Origin of the sequence: Agromyces allii (assembly GCF_009749385.1) — a bacterium.
Lineage (GTDB): Bacteria > Actinomycetota > Actinomycetes > Actinomycetales > Microbacteriaceae > Agromyces > Agromyces allii.
In genome coordinates this window covers 80392-98996 of the sequence record NZ_WBIN01000008.1, presented here as the reverse complement: position 1 = coordinate 98996, position 18605 = coordinate 80392, and the positions used below count along the sequence as shown (strand labels likewise).

The following is an 18605-nucleotide window of genomic DNA, read 5'->3' as shown; positions in this document are numbered from 1 at the left end:
TCTCCAGAGTTTCCGGCGCTACCGGGGAGTCGCTGATGCGTGATCGGCCAGTGCGGCGAGGAGAGTCGGTAATGAGGAGGATCCGAACTCTCGCACTTCCGGGGTATGTATCGGCCGTCACGTGCGTTTGGGTTGGAGTTTCCGTGCTGTACGGCGTTCGGTGGAGCGCGTACATTACGGAACCGGTAGCCGCCCTGCTCCCGTTCGTGATCGTCGTTGTGCTTGGGACTGTGGTTGGCTTCACCCTGCTCGGCGGAAGGTTGTTGTCGGGTCGGCCTGACCGGCTGCGCCTTGATCGCGCGCTGTCAGTTGGCAACAGGCTCACGCCTCTGTTCCGTCAGGTGTTCTGGGTATGGATTGCGATCGCTGTCGCCGAGATCGCACTGGAAGGTACTCCGCCGCTGGTGCGCTCTCTATTGGGTCAGAATTCTGATTACCTCCAGTTCGGAGTCACGTCGATTCACGGCCTGCTTCTTGCCATGGCCTGTGCCATCGCCCTGATCGAGCAGGCCGTCCGACTGAACCAAGGGCGACAACCGATAGGCCCCTACACGTTGGTGATTGTCTTCTGGATGATCCTCATCATCGGGAGAAAACACCTGATCATACTTGCGATTCAGCTTGTATTGCTGCTTCTCGCGAGGCGCGTTATTCGCGCCAGCTTCGCTCACATGATCCGATGGGGAGCGGCCATCCTGGCGCTTGTGTTCTTGTTCGGCTTCTTGGGTGATTTCCGGTCGTCGGCCGGAGTAGGAATCAAGGAGAAGCTTGCGTACAGCGGCCCGGACTGGGTGCCGGATGCATTCGTGTGGTTCTACTCGTATCTTGTGACACCGATTGCCAACTGGCAGAACGCCTATGCGCATGGGTATGCGGGTGATGCACCATTTCCATGGAAGGCGTTCTCAGGCCTGCTGCCTAGTGCGTTCGAAGGGTCATCGCAGGTGGATGTGGAAGGCGGTACCGCCTACTCCACCGCGCCATGGCTGCTGACAAGCAGCTTCAATATCTCCACGGGCTACATCGTGCCCCTGGTCGAGGCCGGCCTAGTTGGCGTCTTCCTATTCACCGTTGCGATCAGCCTGTTTTCGGCACTCTTGCTGGCACGGGCGAAAGACATGGCGGGCGGCCTGTCATTCATCGTTTCGTATCAATGTGCCGTGCTGATGATCTTCAGCAACAATTTCGGCAATCTGAACACTGTTTTCCAGATTCCAATCCTGGTTCTCCTCGGTCGTTGGATGATCGACTCATCACGGGAATCGGTGCCACACAAGTTGAAGGGCGAGGCCGAGCCGCGCTACGCGCCATGATTGTGCAGGGGGTGGGTCGCCCGAACCAAGTGCTTGTGCCCGCTCGCGGAGCTTCGTGGTACTTGGTTGGGCGACATCTCTCGCTCTGAGGCGGCCGACTGTTCGCGGAGTTTTCGATCTGTAGCGCATATCGAAACTCAGTTCCGCAGTAAACGTGGCCCGTAGGTACGTGCGATCTGTACGTCGTTCTGTGCTTCAGCAACGTTCGTCACGTAAAGGCCCGACGCTTGGGAGCCAGGCACGAAAGGGAAATGGCGTGCGAACACCCCAGCTTGACGAACAGGGATTCCGGCTTGATGAGCGACGAAATTGATCCAGATGTCGTCTGCGGACGGGGCGCGATCGCGGAACCCTGTTGCAGCGGCCTTCAGTGCGCGGAGCATCACAGGGGGGTATAGGACGCCAGAGACTCCCGTTGCAAAATTCTTGTTGGAGATGCGCCTGCCGACGCACGGCGCCCAAGTGTTGTAGGGCTGGAATCGTTCGCCTTCGCCAACTCCGATGCGATGAGCTCGGTGACAATGGATGAGATCGGGGGCTGAATCATAGGCACGCAGTAATCGAGAGAGCCACCATGGTGGGTACAAGATGTCGTCATCGGCGGTGACCAGTACTGATTCAGCTTGGAAGGCCGGGTCGATCAACGTCGGATAGTACTTGGTATGCGGGCCGAAGTTGTCCGTGAGTTTGATCTCCACGCCCGCTGCGACCAGCGACCTGAGCTGTTCCGAAGTGTTCCGGAGAAGTGTCTCGTCATCTATCCAGAGGACCAATCTGCCGGGTCGAACGCGACCGCACAGGATGGACCCAATAACTAAGTGCACCGTCTCGAACCGGTTTCCGTGGGTCGTGAGGCTGACGATGACGGGGTTGGAACGATCCAGGCCTGGAATTCCCCTACCGACCTGCCTACCAGCCCGAAGGAGTCGGGGGCCAGCGACGAACGAATTCCAGAGGCTTTCGCTCTTGCGCCATAGCCTCGCCCATGTGGGCGCATGCGACCTAGGGTTCATCTGCGGCACCGACGAAGCGACGAAGGAACCCTAGCGAGGTCTCGCGCTCCGCTGCGATCGTCTGGTTCACAGCCACCCAATCGATTCGGGTGTCCTCTCCTGGGCTCGGTGCGTGTGAGACCGAACGATGCGAGAGGTTGAACCTGCTGAGCAACGAGGAAATTCGGGTTGTACCCCTCAGAGGGTTGTCGAGCACCCAGAAAGGGCGATTCAGCACGAGCGAGAGAGCGGTGCCGTGGAACGAGTCCGTGATCACGAGATCTGCACGAGCGATCCCAGCAAGCCAATCTTCGACAGTTGGCATGGAAAAAAGCAGAGGGTTTTGCTCGAACGCTTTTCGCCCCGCATACGGCAATGGAAGTACCCCGTGCGCTACGACACCGCGGACAGATGCAGCGGTATCGAGAATGAAACGTGTGGAGTCCGTGGAGTCGAGTACATACGCGAAAATGCCACCTCCCTCCGCTGTCCCCTTTTCGGCAAGGTGGCGATAGTGCGAAGGCGAGAGGAGAAATACCGGGTCCGCGTGCTGGACTGCTGTCACCCCGAACTCATCAGCACATATTCTGACGGCGGAGGTTTCGCGAACCGACACTGCGGAAAACTCACCCAACAGAATCGAACTCTTCCGTTTTTGGTCAGATGAGAACTCGAGGGCTGATTCGGTTCCGAACGAGGCTGCGTACGAGATTCGCTTTCCCTGCCAACCGACTGCGTCGAGGTCTGCGAACATGTTCCGCGCAGTGTCACCGTAACGGGGTCGCCAGACTTGGTCGCTCCCGACGACAGCGACCTCGGCCTGGAGGCTTGTCTTTCGAGCGGAGCGAGACTGCGTCGTATCGATGGTTGCCATGCGTGATTCCACGAAAGCAAGGAGTCGAGCGTTCATCTCGTTACGGATCTTCGGTGAAGCGCGTACCGGCGCCCCTGTGATGAGCGCCCGAAATGCTCCGAGTGTCCAGCGTGCCGTCCAACGATGCTTGGTTGACGTGTCGGTGACGACTGAAGCCCCCAACTCGCGCAATACGGTCTGAAGTGCATACGCCTGAAGGACACCGCCGATGTTGCCGTTTCGGAGGGGGAGCGTCCGGATGAGTACCGCTATTGGTGAGCGGTCATTCGCCATGTCGTCATTCATGATCGAAACCGCCCATACACGTACAGAGGAATCGCGGATAGCATCCAGGCCTTTCGCGACCAGATGATCAGACGAGCCTGCCGCGAGGTGCGCCCTTCCCCTAAATAGCCGGGCTCGCGAAGTGTCAGTCTGTCCTCATGATCTAGAGAGCGAGTCACGCTCCGAAAGTAGCTGAGGAATTGTCGAAGTGAACCCACTGAAGCAAGCGCCTGCAATCGGGGGACGGCAATTCGCGAAATTTCGAAGAACTTCGATGCTGGAACAGATTCGATCTCAAACCATGCTGAATTCCGTGCGATCGCGAGGCACTTCTCGTACGCGTCATGTGAGCCGCGCTGGTATTGGCGGCCGGTCGTGAGAGAACCGTTCCGCTGTCGGTAGACATATATGGCGTCGTAGCGAAACAAGACAGTGGGCTGGCGATCCAGGACTTGGAAGAGCGTCACAAGATCCTCCGACTGCCGGCTTGTGTCGACGATATCCGGGGTCAGGATCGAACGACGGAAAATCTTCGTCCAAACGACCCCGGGAACGCGCCGGAGCAGGAGCTGTTCGGCGTACTCCGCAGTCGATATGGGCGCCCCGTCTGCGTGAATTCGACCGCCGGGTGCGGACCCGACAAAATAATCGGGTGGTCGACGAACCCCTCGCTCGGTCTCCCACAGGATTCGAGGATATTCGGCGAATCCGTGTTCGGGTATGGCATCGAGGCTCGAGAAGACGGTCTGAACAGCCGTCTCCGTTATCTCATCGTCAGGATCGACGTACCAGAGGAATTCCCCGTCTGCCGCGCCACACCCTGTGCGACGTGCTTGTCCGACGCCTTGATTGGTAATGTGCCGCAGTGTCTTGAAGCTGACTGCGGACGAGCGGAGTTCACACTCCGCGAGTTCAAGAGAGCGATCTGTTGAGGCATCATCGACCAAGACCACTTCAATTTCGGCAGCATGGTCCGCTTTGCGCGCGCTCTCAACGATCGAACGAATGCAAACGCCCACGAACTCTTCTACGTTGTACATCGGAACGATAATGCTCATCCGATGCATCGCGGTGGCTCCCCACTTGTTCTCACGTGCGGCACGCAACTAGGCGTTCGAGTGATTCACAGTTCCATGAGGCTACATGCGCGGGACTTCAACAGTCCAGCGTGCCCCGCCGCTCGAAGTGGGCTGGGCTAGTGGTGCCCAGCATGCTGAAAGCCAGGCACAGAGGGCGCGTTGGTGAGGGATTGCGTGCTTCCGTGGAAGATTCACGCACGTGCCGGTAGTTCTTGATGCCAGGCACCGGTCGGGCTTGCGAAGCGCGCCGAGGTGACGTCCGCCGCGGGTACTTCGCTAGATTCGGGAGACGGGGCTCGCTGGCTCGTGTCATCAACCTTGTGTCATCCAACGGGGAAGGGATGAGAACGTCCTCTTTCGAGACTGGCGGTTGTCGCGCGCGCGGGACCAACTAGGAGCTATCCAATGAATCGTGGTGTTGAGGAACCATCGGTGGATCGTCGGTTGATGGGTGGCGAGATGTGCTGCTCTCGGGCCGAACGCCACTGTGCATTGCGGCATTTTGGGCATCGTTGATGTCGACGGATTCTTTGTCCCGCGGCGCGCGTGGCGGAGCAGCACTTATTGTCGGCCAGTTCCTGAAGCTCGCTATCCAGTTTGCGAGTCTCGTGCTGTTGTCGCGTCTACTTGCCCCAGAGGACTTCGGCCTCGTTGCAATGGTCTCGGTGTTTCTCGCCCTCGGCAGCTTGCTCCGTGACTTCGGGATGCCCACTGCCGCGCTGCAGGCGAAGCGGCTCACTGACCAGCAGGCGTCGAACTTCTTCTGGGCTAGCACTGTGCTCGGCATCGCGGCCGCCGTGCTGTTGTCGCTAGTGAGCCCCCTTCTTGCCTCGCTCTATGCCGAGCCTCGGCTCCTGCTCATCGCACCAGCCATGTCCGTCACGCTTGCCCTGAGCGGTGCGCAGGCGCAGCTTCAAGTTCAGCTCGCTCGGGCATCACGATTTACAAGCCTGGCTGTCACTGATGTCGTCGCTCAGGGTGCTGCGCTCGTGGTCGCACTTTTTGGCGCGGCAGCAGGTTGGGGCTACTGGGCGATCGTGGTGCAACCTGTTGTGGCGACCGCACTCCTGCTTCTGCTTCGTGCCAGCCTTCTTGCATGGATTCCGCGACTTCCCAGGCGCGGACATGAGACCGGGGCACTCTTTCGCGTTGGCTGGGACATCGGCCTTGCTCAGCTTCTGGCGTTCGCCGCGAACAACGTCGATACGCTCGTCATCGGACTCCGGTGGGGGCCAGGGCAACTCGGGTTCTACAACCGTGCGTTCCAGTTGTACACCGTGCCGAGATCCGGAGTGCTGGATCCGCTGACTCAAGTCGCGCTTCCGACGCTCAGCGCCGCCGTAGAGAGAGGACGGAAAGCGTCTGACCTCTTGCTGCGAATTCAGTTCACCCTCTCTGCGGCGTTGTCGCTTGCGTACTTGATTGCCGCCACCACGGCCGACTGGCTGCTTCCACTGTTGCTCGGCGAACAATGGAGCCAAGCCGTCGGTCCATTTCAGGTCCTTGCTCTGGGCGGATTCTTTGCTGCGTTCGGCACTGTTAGTTACTGGGTGTTCCTGCTCGAGGGCAAGAGCCGACAACTTCTCTATCTCCACTTGGTGACGAAGCCGATGATGGTTGCGCTCGTGCTGTGCGGTCTGCCATTCGGTATTACGGGCGTGGCGGCGGGGTATGCGCTCGCCCAGGCACTCGCGTGGCCGATCAACCTCTTCTGGCTATCGCGAGTCGCGCAGCAAGACTCTTGGGCGTACTTTCGAACTGGTCTTCGAACTCTCGTACCGGCTGGTGTGGCTTTTGCGCTCACTCGAGTGGTGCTCGTGTCACTTGACATGCCGGGTGATGTGGCCCCGACCATCGTGGGCTCGATTCTTGCAACCGCCTTTTTCTTCGGCGTTATGGTTGCGATCCCAGGCGGCTATAGCCATCTTGCGGCAGCATTGCGACTCGTCCCGTTGATGGTGAGACGACGCCTACTGGAGTAGGGGTTTCGCCGAGGACGATCGTGGCGCTCAGGCAGCCGAATAGTCGCCGGTTGAATCCAGGTTGCGTAGCCGGCCATAGGTCGTGGAGAGAAACTGCGATCGGCCAAGGACGTACCCGGCTCGCTGGCGGAGCCCTGAGATCCTCATCACTTGTCTCATGAAATCGAGCCGCTCCCGTGGAGCACCCGCCACAGCGAGGAGACGGTCCATTTTCCCACTCAATCGCCCCGAGGAGCGGCTGCGACTAGGAAGCGCCTGATCAAGTGCGCTGCGATACCCGGATTCGAACGTGGTTGAGAATTCGAACCCGGGACAGGCCGCGTGAAGATTGGCGGGATCGAATGTCCTATCGAGCACGCGATCGTTGACCTTCCCGCCCAGCTCTGGGTACACGCTGAGGATGGCTGAGACTGGTGCGTCTATGACGTCGAGCGGTACGTCAAGGAGCTCGGAAACGGTCGCGTATACATCACGCCATGTCGTGGACTCCGCTGTAGCGATATTGAACTCAGCGCTTGATGCTGCTGGGTTTCCTAGTAACGCCACGATCGCGCCTGCGACATCTCCAGCATGCGTGAGCGACGTGCGTGCCCGGGCGATCTCGTCACCGATCACAATTGGCTGACCAGCGCGCAGCCGCGCCAACGCTACCTCGCCCTCCCACGCTCCGAACGCCAGGCGCTGTTCCGAGTATGTGATGTACGGGCGGACGATCGTGAACAATTGTTGATCTCGGCTGGCGATGATCCTGAGTGCTTGTTCGCTCGCAATTTTTTTCGAAGCGTATGCCCACCCATCCGTAAGCTGCGGAGAGCCCTCGGTCAGCCGCGCTCCGACGTGGGCGCCCGCAAAGATGGTGGCCGATGACACGAGCACGTACTGCACGCTCGTGTCGGCGATCCATCCCAGTGTTGACGACACCTGATCGGGGCGGAAAGACAGCAGGTCGACGACAGCATCGAACCTGATCTCTGCTGATAGTGAGCGCATGCTCGATGTATCGCTGACGTCGCCCACGAGATATCGAACACCGTCGATCGCTGGAACGCGTTGGTTGCTGCCCCTGCTCAGTCCCCAGACACTATGACCCGCGGCTAATGCAACGGCACAAAGATGGTGACCGATGATTCCCGTCGAGCCCAGGATGAGGACCTTCATCTATTTCCGGCCCATCATCGCTTTAATGGCCTTCTTGGCTCGAGGAGGCAGACGCCTCCCGATCCTTCCTTGCATGCTTTCGAGGGTATTCGCCTCTCGAATGATCTGCACGCCGTCCGAATCATCACTCATGGTCGTGAAGACTTCCATGAGAATCGGCTTCTCAGATGAGCCTACGAACCTGCTCGAGTGAGCGTGAAGGTCGTCCTTTGTCGTGACACCGATGTAGTCCCACCCCATCGACTCGACCCAACCGCGAGCCGATCCATTGTGGCCCGCGGCCGCGATGTGGGTGTCCGCGCCATCGCCGAAGAACTGATTGGCGGCGTGTGAGTACAGCTGGAACTCTCCGCCACCGCTGTTGTTGACGAGGATGACCCGGACGTTGTCCTTGACGCTGCGAATACCGACGGCGTTCATGTCGTAGAAGAAGCTGAGGTCCCCGATGACGAGGTATGCAGGCCGGTCGGTGGCAACGGAATGTCCAATGAATGTAGAGAGACACCCGTCGATGCCGAACGCGGATACATTCGAGTATCCCTCGATCGACGGATGGAGCTCAAAGTAGTTCCAGTTCCGCAGGCTGCTGAGGATCGCAAAGTGGACGACAGCATTCTCGGGCAGCATTGGCGCGAGGGTCGCGCCGACGAAGGCGTGAGAGAGGGGCAAATCCGCCGGAATGTTCCGGCGCGCGTTGCCCTTCGCCCACTGCTGAAAGTATGCAGTCGGGCCGGATACTTCGCGTCTGGCCGAGTAGGCGTCGAAGAAGTCGCGCTCGCGATACTCGAATACTCGGGTGAGTTTTCCGAACGTATCCTGGACCTTGCCGTCTTCGTGTACCCGCCAGTGCTCGAATCTTCCGGTCTTGGCCTTCTGATCGAATCCGTACTCGCCGATCTGCCCGCCAATTGTAAGGAGCACATCGGGCTGATGCTTCGCCCAATTGGTGGTGTCCATCCGCTCGACCAGCAGACTCGCCTGCACGGTGCGTGGGCCGTGACAGTTCGAGAGATGATTCGTATAGATGACGGCGTCATAGCGGTCGGCGAAGGCATCGATTGCTGCTTGCTCAGCCTTCGAAAAGGGCGCGTGCTGGCCAACCGCAATTAGTACTCGTTTGCCATCGAGCGACGGAAGTTCGTCACCGGGCACGTGGCGCGACAGAGCTGGCACTTTGGGCAACGAATCGACACTCCCGACCCAGTGCTCATCTATAGGGATATCGATGTGCACCGGCCCGGAACCATGGTGCCGCAGTTCCAACAGAGACTCGTTGACGAGCCGTGTGCAATACGCCGCTTCAGCATCTGTTCGTACGAGCGGAAGGCGCACCGATGATTTCGCAGCATCATGCGGAATCGACATCTGATCGAGCGTCTGCATGATGCCTTGACCGATCATGCTGATGTCGTAGTCTGCCGTGACTATGACGAGGGGAGTGCCCCGGTGATACGCCTCGGTCATGCCGGGGATGTAGTTGCGCGTGGCTTGGGCGCTCGTGCTGCTGAGCAACACTGGCGAGTTTTGCTCTGCGGTTGAGACGCCGATCGCGAAGTACACTGCGCTTCGCTCGTCGACAATCGAGTGGCAGGTGAAGTACGGGTCGCTCTCAAGACTTCTGACCAACGCCATGTTCCGTGAACCTGGAGAGATCACTGCCTGACGGACTCCGAACTCTTTCAACAGCGCGACGAGTATCTGAACGTTGCGCTGACTCGCGTACTCCGGCATTGACTTGCGTCCCCCTCGCCCAGCTTGTGACAAGCCCGCAACCACTGCCGTTTCCCCACGAGTAGTTGCGTTGTCCAGCGTAGGACAAACGGTAATACTTTGGGCCCGAAGCTGCGCTGCACCAGGGTGGACGGCGGACAGCAACACCTCGCTTGGAGCTATGGGTGCATCCGATTCCGCCGTGTGTGATGAGCCCGAAGAATGCTGCGGGTTACGCTACTGATCGTGACGCCGTCTTCCGGGGGTTCGGAGTCGTCGGGTCGGCACCATGGGGATGGGGCTTCCGGCCGGCGACATGAGTCGAGCCGTTCGGGCGACTTGCATCATTCGAGCTCAGGACGGTCCAACGCCTCCGGCAGTTCCCGCTCGCATTCGGGCTCCAGCCGCTCGGCGTCGAGCGATTCCGGATCGAGCAGCAGCGGCTCGAGTAGCCGCGGCTCCGGCGGCTCCAGCTCCGGCAGCTCCCACCATCGCCGCCACGGCTCGAGCAGCAAGCGCCGCAAGGAGCAGAAGCGGCAGCACCGAAGGCGCATCATCATCTGGTCGATCGTGGGCGTGGTCGCGTTCCTGGTGCTCGCGGCAGCGTGGATCGGCATCCGTGGATTCCTGGCCGTGAACGAGCTCCAGGCGGCCGTGCCGCTCGCGAAGGCGGCTCAGAAGCAGATCGTGGCGGGCGACGCCGCGGCGGCGCAGCGTGCGGCCGACGAACTGGCCGGGCACGCGGCATCCGCCGCCTCGCTGACCGGCGACCCGATCTGGCGCGGGGCCGAGGTGCTGCCGTTGGTGGGCCCGAACCTCGAGGTCGTGCGGGTGGTGTCGGCATCGGTCGATCGGATCGCGCGCGATGCCGTGGTGCCGCTCGCGGCCTCGGCAGGGGCGGTCGACTTGGCGGCGTTCGCACCGAGCGGGGGCGCGGTGGACCTCCAGCCGATGATCGACCTGCAGGCTCCGGTGCACGAGGCCCGGGTCGCCTTCGATACGGCCTCCCTCGCGCTCGACGGCGTGGCGGATGCCCCGGTCATCGCTCCGCTCGTCGATGCGCGCGACGAGCTGACGCGCATGGTCGAAGAGACGGGCGGCACCGTCACCGGGTTCGACAACGCGGTTCGGCTGCTGCCGCCCATGCTCGGCGCCGACGGGCCCCGCGACACGCTGCTGCTGTTCCAAAACAACGCCGAACTGCGATCGCTCGGCGGCGTGCCCGGGGCGCTCGCCCTCGTCCACGCCGACGGTGGCACCGTGACGATGACGCAGCAGTCCGCTGCGAGCGAGTTCCCGGTGTATCGCCCCACGGTCATCGACCTGCCCATCGAGACGCGCGCTCTCTGGGGCGACAACACCGCGAGCTACATGCAGGACGTCAACTTCACGCCCCAGTTCCCGCTCGCGGCGACGATCGCCCGCGAGATGTGGAACCGCAAGTTCGGCACCGAGGTGCAGGCGGTCGTGGCGGTCGACCCGGTGATGCTGAGCTACCTGCTGCGCGCGACCGGTCCCGTCACGATCAGCACGGGCGACCAGCTCACGAGCGAGAACGCCGTGCAGTTCCTGTTGCGCGACGTCTACGCGCGGTATCCGGTGTCGCAGCAGGACGCGATCTTCGCGGAGGTCGCGACCGCGGTCTTCACGACGCTCGCGTCAGGGGGAGCCGACCCTGCCGCGCTCGTCGAGGCGCTCGCGCAGGCCGGCTCCGAGCGCCGCATCCTGATCTGGAACGCGGATGTCGAGGAGCAGGCGGTGTTGGCCGGCACGACGATCGCGGGCGGCCTGCCCGAGAGCACGGCCGACGAGCAGGCGTTCGGCGTCTACCTCAACGACATGACGGGGTCGAAGATGGACCCCTACCTCGACGTGCAGATCGGGGCCGGCACGGTCACCTGCCGTAACGACGGGCTCCCGAACTACGACATCGTCGTGAAGCTCACGAACACGGCGCCGGCGGATGCCGCGACGAGCCTTCCGACCTACGTCACCGGCGGCGGCGAGTACGGCACGCCGCCCGGCTCCATCGCGACGTCGGTGCACGTGTACAGCGCGCAGGGCACGTACAACCTGGGCGTGCTGCTCAACGACGAGCCGACCGGGTACCACCCGACGTCGGATTCGGGGTACACGCTGAGCAAGGTGGTCTCGACGCTCGCTCCGGGTGAGAGTGCCGAGTACCGCTTCGGCTTCCTCGGTGGCAGCGCGGGCGAGAAGCATACGCTCATCGAATCGACTCCACTTGCTTACACGCCAGAAACTTTGGGGGTCGCGCTTTCCTGTGAATCCCCCCTAAGGTGAGGTCGTGTCGTCTTTCGGAACGGCGGCACCACTGGGGGGTTCCGAATTCGGGGTTTCTCTGTGCTCATGAAGCCTACGAGGGGTAACGCAATCATGATCCGAAAGATCCTTGCAACCGTCGCTGTCGTCGCCGCCGCGCTGATCGGAGCACCAGCCGCGGCACAGGCGGCCGGGGGCGCCGGCTACACCGGTCAGGGCACCAACGTCACGTTGACCGTCGGCGAAGTCGGCACGATCACGTTCAGCGGGCTGCCGCCGAACACGCCGTCGACCGCGACCGCACCCGATGCCGTCACGCTCGCCGTGCTGAAGGCCGCAACGGCCTCACGGGCGACCGATGCGTCGGGCTCGGTCTCCTTCCAGGTGTCCTCGAACACGCCGGGCACGTACACGATCACGGACACCGCGGGCGACTGGGTCGCCACGGGGACCCTGACCGTCGTGCCGGCCGATTCTGCGAGCGGGGGCATCGCCACGACCGGCTACGACGCCCCGGTGCTCTGGATCTGGATCGGCGCGGGGGCGCTGCTGCTCGGCGTCGCGCTGGTGGTCGTGATGACGACCGTGCGTCGCGCTCGCCGGCAGGGCTGACGGTTCGCGCCGACGCCGCGAGACGTCGCCACGAGAACGAACGGTGCGGAAGCCCGGGTCGGTGATCCGGGCTTCCGTCGTGTCTGCACGCGGTTCCCAGCGGATGCCTCGAACATGGGGTCATGAGTAGGCGAGGTGCCGCGCCGGCACGCGTCATCGGCGTGGACGCCGCGAGGGGCCTCGCGCTGATCGGCATGTTCGTGGCCCACGTCGCCCCGGCCGTCGAGGATCCGACGGCCCTCGCGCTCATCGCCATCGCCGACGAACGCCCGCGGCTGCTGTTCGCCCTGACGGCCGGCATCGGGCTCGGGTTCATCTCGGGCGGCGTGCGGCCGCTCGCGGCGGGCGAGGGGCGCGGCATCCTGCGTCGGCAGATCGCGATCCGCGCGGTGATCCTCATCGCGATGGGCCTGCTCATCGCGGCCACGCTGCACCCGCTGGTGTTCATCATCCTCGACGTCTACGGCGTGGCCTTCCTGCTCATGCTGCCGTTGCTCTTCATCCCGCCGCGGGCTGCACTCGTCACGGGCATCGGGCTGCTGGCGGTCGCGCCGGCGCTCGCCGAGATCGCGGCGCGCACGCCGTTCGTCGCCGAGGCGCGACAGGGCGCGCTCCAGATCCCCGTCGACTGGGCCGTGAGCGGCGCGTACCCGGTGATCGTGTGGGTGCCGGTCATGCTCATCGGCCTCGCGCTCGCCCGCCTCGACCTCGGCTCGCGCAGCACGGTGTACCTCGTCGGGCTCGTCGGCGGTGCGGTCGCCTGCGTGCTGCTGCCGCTCTCGACCCTGCTGCCGTCGCCGTACATGGTGGCGGATGCCGCGTGGTCGGTGCCCGTGCGTGCCTCGCTCGAGACGCTCGCCAACACGGGCGTGGCCGCGGTGGTGGTCGCCGTGCTGCTCGTGCTCACCGGACTCGCGACGCCCGGCGTACGCCGTGTCTCGGTGGCCGCGACCAGCCCGGTCGCCGCGATGGGGTCGATGCCGCTCAGCATCTACACGCTGCATCTCGTGGTGATCGCGCTCGCCGTGCGCGTCGACCCGGCGTCGGGGTACCTGACCGACGACTCGTGGCCGCTGCTCCTCTGGCTCGTCGTCGGTTCGATGGTCTTCGCATGGCTCTGGCGGCGGTACATCGGTCGAGGTCCGCTCGAGTGGCTGCTTCGTTGGGCGAGCGGTCGCTCGCGCACGGCGCGGGAACCAGTGGACACGACCGCGAGCGGACGGAGCTGAGATGCCGGCACCCATCGAGGACTACGCGGTCATCGGCGACTGCCGCACGACCGCCCTGCTCGACGCGGCGGGCTCGATCGACTGGTACTGCCCGCCCCGGTTCGACGCGGCATCCGTCTTCGGAGCGCTGCTCGGAGACGCGGACCACGGCCGATGGCTCCTGCGACCCGACGACCCGGCCGCGACCGCCGCGCGAAGCTACGCCGAGGACACCTTCACCCTCGTCACGCGATGGACGACCGGAACAGGCGAGGTCGAGGTCACCGACCTCATGCCCATCGGCGCCGGTGCGCACGACCAGCGCAGCGACGTGATCCGGCGGGTCCGCGGCATCCGCGGCACGGTGACCATGCGACAGGAGCTGCGGGTGCGCTTCGGCTATGCGGCCACCCTTCCCTGGATGCGGCAGGGCGGATCGACCGCCGAGCCGGCCGTGCTCGCCGTGGCCGGCCCCGACGCGCTCGTGCTGCGCGGGCCGAGGCTCCGGGCCGACGGCCACGCGCACGCCGGCACCTTCGCCGTCGCCCAGGACGAGACCGTCGACCTTCGACTGACCTGGTACCCGTCGCACCTCGAACCGCCGGAGCCGGTCGACGTCGATGAGGCGATCGAACGCACGAACGCGTGGTGGCGCGACTGGGCGCGACGCTCGACGTCGTTCGGCGCCTACGACGACGAGGTGCGCCGGTCGCTGCTCGTCCTGCGACTGCTCACGCACGAGGACACCGGTGGCATCGTGGCCGCCGCGACGACCAGCCTGCCGGAGGCGTTCGGCGGCTCCCGCAACTGGGACTACCGCTACGTCTGGCTCCGCGACGCCTCGCTCACGCTGCAGGCCCTGCTCGTGCACGGACTCGACCACGAGGCCGAGGCCTGGCGACGTTGGCTCGAGCGCGCGGTCGCCGGCGACCCGGCCGACGTGCAGATCATGTACGGCGTCGCCGGCGAACGACGGCTGCCCGAGTGGGAGGCCGAAACGCTGCCCGGCTACGGCGGCGCTGGTCCGGTGCGCGTCGGCAACGCGGCATCCGACCAGTTCCAGGCCGACGTGTTCGGCGAGGTGCTCATCGCGCTCGACTCGGTTCGGCACGCCGAGGCGCACGAGGACGGGTTCTCGTGGCCGTTGCAGCGCGCGCTGCTCGACGAGGCCGAACGCAGCCTCGATCGGCCGGACTCGGGCATCTGGGAGATCCGCGGGCCCGAACGCCACTTCACGCACTCCAGGGTCATGCTCTGGGCGGCCTTCGACCGGGCCGTGTGCGCGGTCGAGAACGACGGCCGGCGCGGTCCGGTCGAGCACTGGCGCGCGATGCGCGACGGGCTCGCCGAACGCATCGAGCGCAGCGGCTACGACGACGAACTCGGCAGCTACGTGCAGGCGGAGGGGGCTCGGGAGCCGGATGCCGCATTGCTGCAGTTGGCGCAGGTCGGGTACGTCGCCTTCGACGACCCGCGCATGCTCGGCACCGTCGCGCACCTCGAGCGCACCCTCCTGCGCGACGGGCTGCTCCGGCGCTACCGCACGGAGGACGACGTCGACGGCGTCGCGGGCGACGAGAACGCGTTCCTCGCCTGCTCGTTCTGGCTCGTCGAGCAGTACGCTCGAAGCGGTCGCCTCGACGACGCGGAGCACCTCATGCGCCGCCTCCTCGGCTTCGCGAACGAGCTCGGACTCCTCGCGGAACAGGTCGATCCCGTGACCGGGCGCCAGGCGGGCAACACGCCTCAGGCGTTCTCGCACCTCGCGCTCGTGCGCGCGGCCGACGCGATCGCCGACGCGCGCCGACGCCGGACGAGGTGACCCACCGCGACGACGACGACCGCGCCGAGAGCGGCGCCGAGCGTGTTGGCGAGCACGTCGCGGGCATCGGTCGTGCGCTGGGGCAGGAAGACGTGCTGAACGAGCTCGGCGAGACAGCTCACCACGAGGCCTCCGACGACCGCCGCTCCGATGCGCTGCACGACCGGACGCTGCGACGCGGCGGCGGCCACCAGCATCCCGAGCGGAACGAACAGGGCCGCGTTGAACGCGAACTCGACGAACGCGTAGCTCGCCCACGCCGGGATGCCGAACGCCGCGAGCGCCCGCAGCAGCGGGTCGAAGCGGACGAACCCGCCGTCGCCGTCGATGTGCACCGGCCAGAACAGCACGACGGCGAGCGCCGCGACGTAGACCGCAGCGACGACCGCGAGCGCGATGCGCCGACGACGTGGGATCCGGCCGATCATCGGGCAAGACTAGTCCGACATCATGACGGCGGGGTATCGCGTGCGGATCCGGACGTGGTCGTCTGCCGGAGTCGCAGCGGGCGGCCGCCGCGTGACGCGAGGTCGTCGCGCACTCGTAACGACGGGTTAACGCTTCACGACTAGCGTCGAAGTGTCGCACAAGGGGGCTCGCGCGACAGTTCGCAGAGATCTGGCGCGTCAGGTCGATACCGATTGCGTCACGGAGTCCTTCCGATGATCGGAGCAAACCGCATGACGAAACCCATCTCCCGACGAACCCTGCTCACCGGAGCCGCGCTCCTGGCCCCCGCGGCGATGGCCAGTGCCGCCTACCTCGATCCGCTCAAGCCGTCGTTCTGGCGTCCGAGCTCGGCGCAGACGGCAGCAGTGCCCGGAGCCGTCGCGGCATCCACCGTGCGGTCCTTCGGCCCGAACGGCACGCACTGGCCGACGCACACGCCGAAGCCGACGGCGACCTTCCAGAAGGTCATCGACGTCGCCTGCGACTGGACCGCCATCGGCAGGGCCATCGCCTCGGTCACCGACGCGCAGATCGTGGCGGGCGTGCACATCAGGGTCGCTCCGGGAACGCTGCCGGGGTATGGTGCGTCCTCGGGGTCGCCGGCCGCCCTCAAGGGGGTCGGTCGGGGCACCGCCGCAAAGAACATCCTCGTGTCGCCCAAGAACGGCTGGGGCAGCGTGACTGTCGCCGACTCGGCACGGCTCGTCGGCGTCAAGGGCGTCACGTTCGCGCGCATCAACGGGCGGTTCATGCTGCTCACCGACTGCTCCCGCACCGCGTGGGCGCAGTCGAAGGTCTCGCACGGGTTCCGCATGACCTCCTCGAGCGGCGTGCTCGAGGGCTGCTCGGCCCACGAGGTCGTGATGGCCGACGCGAAGGTCGACATCAACGACCCGTTCGGTTACGCCGCCGGCACGAACTCGATCATCAAGGACTCCCTCTGGGAGGGCTGCTACTGCGCGCCGGTGTTCCGGCCGAGCGGCGCGAAGGACCACATCGACACGCTCCAGATGTACGGGAACGGGGCGTATCGCGGGCTCACGATCCGCGATTCGACGTTCTTCGGCGCACTCAACAGCGCACTCCAGGTCGGGGGGTCGAAGCCGCAGGATCCGAACCTCGGCACGCCGTTCCTCACCCTGGACCACACGATCCTCACCGCGCAGATCTTCGCGATCCGCGCGCGCTACCCGCTGCCCTCCGGTGCGCAGGGGCCGACCATCGGCCAGGCGATCAACGGCAGCGGCGAGCCCGGACAGCTCTTCGCGAACGACTCGTACGTCTTCGGGTCGATGTACGACACGCAGTGGGCCTCGGTCACCAACAGCTTCACGTCGTACGACAAGGCCGCGTCGAAGAACGTCGCCGGCGAGGGCGGATGGCAGGTCGATCGCGGCATGAGCTCGTACGGGGCGTCGTGGTTCGACCAGCAGACGCCGACGCCGACCGACGCCTACCTGGCGCGCATCTGGGCCTGAGGCCGCCTCGCACGACGAACGGGGGTGCCGCTCATCGAGCGGCACCCCCGTTTCGCGTCTGGCTCGGTCAGTTGCGGCCCATGCCGACGTACTGCCAGCCGGCGGCCTTCCACGCGGCCGGGTCGAGCGCGTTGCGTCCGTCGATGACCGTCGAGGCCCGTGAGATCGACTTCGCGTGCTCGGGGTCGAGCGCGACGTACTCGGGCCATTCGGTCACGAGCACCACGAGGTCTGCGTGACGCAGCGCCTCTTCGGTGGTGGCGGTGTAGAGGAGCTGCGGATGCCGCAGGCGGGCGTTGTCGATGCCCTCGGGGTCGGTGACGACCACGTCGGCTCCGAGCCCCTTCAGCTGCACCGCGACGTCGAGCGCGGGGGAGTCCCGGACGTCGTCGGAGTGCGGCTTGAACGTCACGCCGAGCACCGCGACCTTCTTGCCGAACGGAGCGCCGTCGAGCGCGTCGACGGCGAGATCGACCACGCGGACGCGCCGTCGCAGGTTGATCGCGTCGACCTCCTTGAGGAAGGCGACCGATTCGCCGCGACCGAGCTCCTCGGCCCGCGCCGTGAACGCGCGGATGTCCTTCGGCAGGCAGCCGCCTCCGAAGCCGACGCCCGCGTTGAGGAAGCGTCGGCCGATGCGCGCGTCGTGCCCGATCGCGTCGGCGAGGCTCGTGATGTCGGCACCCGTGACCTCGGCGATCTCGGCCATCGCGTTGATGAACGAGATCTTCGTGGCGAGGAACGCGTTGGCGGCGACCTTCACGAGCTCCGCCGTGGCGTAGTCGGTCACGATGCGCGGCGTTCCGGCGCCGATCGCGGTCGCGTAGACGCGGTCGAGCACGTCGACGTCGCGCTCGTCGTCGACGCCGTAGACGAGCCGGTCTGGCTCGATGGTGTCCTTCACGGCGTAGCCCTCGCGCAGGAACTCGGGGTTCCACGCCAGCCTGGCGCCCGTTCCGGACTCGGCGACCCGATCGGCGAGACGCCTGGCGGTGCCCACCGGCACCGTGCTCTTGCCGACGATGAGGTCGCCCTCCTTGAGGTGCGGCAGGAGCGCCTCGATCGCGGCGTCGACGTACTTCAGGTCGGCCGCGTACCCGTCGGCCGACTGCGGGGTGCCGACGGCGACGAAGTGCACGGTCGCGTCGGCGACCTCGGCGATGTCGGTGGAGAACTTCAGCCGGCCGGTGGCGCCGGCCGAGGTGAGCACCTCGGGCAGTCCGGGTTCGAAGAACGGGGGCCGTCCGGCCTGCAGCGCGCCGACCTTCGCGGGATCCACGTCGATGCCGATCACCTCATGGCCGAGCTCGGCCATGGCGGAGGCGTGCACCGCCCCCAGGTAGCCGCATCCGATGACGGAGAGCTTCATACGTGGTTCCT

The 18605-nt window shown here is 64.8% G+C and carries 15 protein-coding genes; 7 read left to right on the top strand and 8 right to left on the bottom strand.

What is annotated here, in order from left to right; translation table 11 throughout:
- Positions 1–143 precede the first annotated feature (143 nt).
- Entirely contained in the window at positions 144–1313 is a 1170-nt protein-coding gene (locus tag GQR16_RS11505; RefSeq protein ID WP_157415291.1) for a hypothetical protein, read from the top strand.
- Positions 1314–1450: 137 nt separating this feature from the next.
- Here GQR16_RS11505 and GQR16_RS11500 read toward each other — a convergent pair whose 3' ends face one another.
- The 3 genes from GQR16_RS11500 to GQR16_RS11490 all read right to left on the bottom strand — a co-directional run bounded on the left by GQR16_RS11500 (position 1451) and on the right by GQR16_RS11490 (position 4501).
- On the bottom strand, positions 1451–2011 hold the full coding sequence (locus tag GQR16_RS11500; RefSeq protein ID WP_157415290.1) for a hypothetical protein: 561 nt from the start codon (positions 2009–2011) through the stop codon (positions 1451–1453).
- 304 nt (positions 2012–2315) lie between these two features.
- Entirely contained in the window at positions 2316–3452 is a 1137-nt protein-coding gene (locus tag GQR16_RS11495; RefSeq protein WP_246200790.1) for a polysaccharide pyruvyl transferase family protein, read from the bottom strand.
- 8 nt (positions 3453–3460) lie between these two features.
- On the bottom strand, positions 3461–4501 hold the full coding sequence (locus GQR16_RS11490; RefSeq protein ID WP_170298473.1) for a glycosyltransferase family 2 protein: 1041 nt from the start codon (positions 4499–4501) through the stop codon (positions 3461–3463).
- 536 nt (positions 4502–5037) lie between these two features.
- Between GQR16_RS11490 and GQR16_RS11485 the strand changes: the two genes are divergently transcribed.
- Entirely contained in the window at positions 5038–6504 is a 1467-nt protein-coding gene (locus GQR16_RS11485) for a lipopolysaccharide biosynthesis protein (RefSeq protein ID WP_157415287.1), read from the top strand.
- Positions 6505–6531: 27 nt separating this feature from the next.
- Here the strand turns inward: GQR16_RS11485 and GQR16_RS11480 are convergent, their stop codons facing one another.
- The 3 genes from GQR16_RS11480 to GQR16_RS11470 form a co-directional block, all read right to left on the bottom strand.
- Entirely contained in the window at positions 6532–7662 is a 1131-nt protein-coding gene (locus GQR16_RS11480) for an NAD-dependent epimerase/dehydratase family protein (protein ID WP_157415286.1), read from the bottom strand.
- Positions 7663–9393 (bottom strand): thiamine pyrophosphate-binding protein, encoded by a 1731-nt coding sequence (locus GQR16_RS11475; RefSeq protein ID WP_157415285.1) that lies wholly within the window; start codon positions 9391–9393, stop codon positions 7663–7665.
- Positions 9394–9716: 323 nt separating this feature from the next.
- Positions 9717–9932: a hypothetical protein gene (locus GQR16_RS11470; RefSeq protein ID WP_157415284.1), complete on the bottom strand. Its 216-nt coding sequence runs from the start codon at positions 9930–9932 to the stop codon at positions 9717–9719.
- Positions 9933–9942: 10 nt separating this feature from the next.
- Here GQR16_RS11470 and GQR16_RS11465 point away from each other — a divergent pair, with 10 nt between their 5' ends.
- From GQR16_RS11465 to GQR16_RS11450, 4 genes are all read left to right on the top strand, one after another.
- Complete coding sequence (locus GQR16_RS11465; RefSeq protein WP_157415283.1) at positions 9943–11676, top strand: DUF4012 domain-containing protein; 1734 nt, start codon at positions 9943–9945, stop codon at positions 11674–11676.
- Between the two features lie 93 nt (positions 11677–11769).
- Positions 11770–12267, top strand: a complete 498-nt coding sequence (locus GQR16_RS11460; protein ID WP_157415282.1) for a hypothetical protein — start codon at positions 11770–11772, stop codon at positions 12265–12267.
- A gap of 122 nt (positions 12268–12389) precedes the next feature.
- Positions 12390–13496 carry a heparan-alpha-glucosaminide N-acetyltransferase domain-containing protein gene (locus tag GQR16_RS11455; RefSeq protein ID WP_157415281.1) on the top strand — a complete coding sequence of 369 codons (1107 nt, stop codon included), beginning with the start codon at positions 12390–12392 and terminating at the stop codon, positions 13494–13496.
- 1 nt (position 13497) lies between these two features.
- The gene (locus GQR16_RS11450) at positions 13498–15297 is read left to right on the top strand and encodes a glycoside hydrolase family 15 protein (protein ID WP_157415280.1); all 1800 of its coding nucleotides are present in this window, start codon (positions 13498–13500) and stop codon (positions 15295–15297) included.
- Here the strand turns inward: GQR16_RS11450 and GQR16_RS11445 are convergent.
- Entirely contained in the window at positions 15222–15725 is a 504-nt protein-coding gene (locus GQR16_RS11445; protein ID WP_157415279.1) for a VanZ family protein, read from the bottom strand. The two genes, GQR16_RS11450 and GQR16_RS11445, sit on opposite strands and share 76 nt — an antisense overlap.
- 252 nt (positions 15726–15977) lie before the next feature.
- Here GQR16_RS11445 and GQR16_RS11440 point away from each other — a divergent pair, with 252 nt between their 5' ends.
- On the top strand, positions 15978–17225 hold the full coding sequence (locus tag GQR16_RS11440) for a hypothetical protein (RefSeq protein ID WP_157415278.1): 1248 nt from the start codon (positions 15978–15980) through the stop codon (positions 17223–17225).
- Between the two features lie 67 nt (positions 17226–17292).
- Here GQR16_RS11440 and GQR16_RS11435 read toward each other — a convergent pair whose 3' ends face one another.
- Complete coding sequence (locus GQR16_RS11435) at positions 17293–18594, bottom strand: UDP-glucose dehydrogenase family protein (RefSeq protein WP_157415277.1); 1302 nt, start codon at positions 18592–18594, stop codon at positions 17293–17295.
- Positions 18595–18605 lie beyond the last annotated feature (11 nt).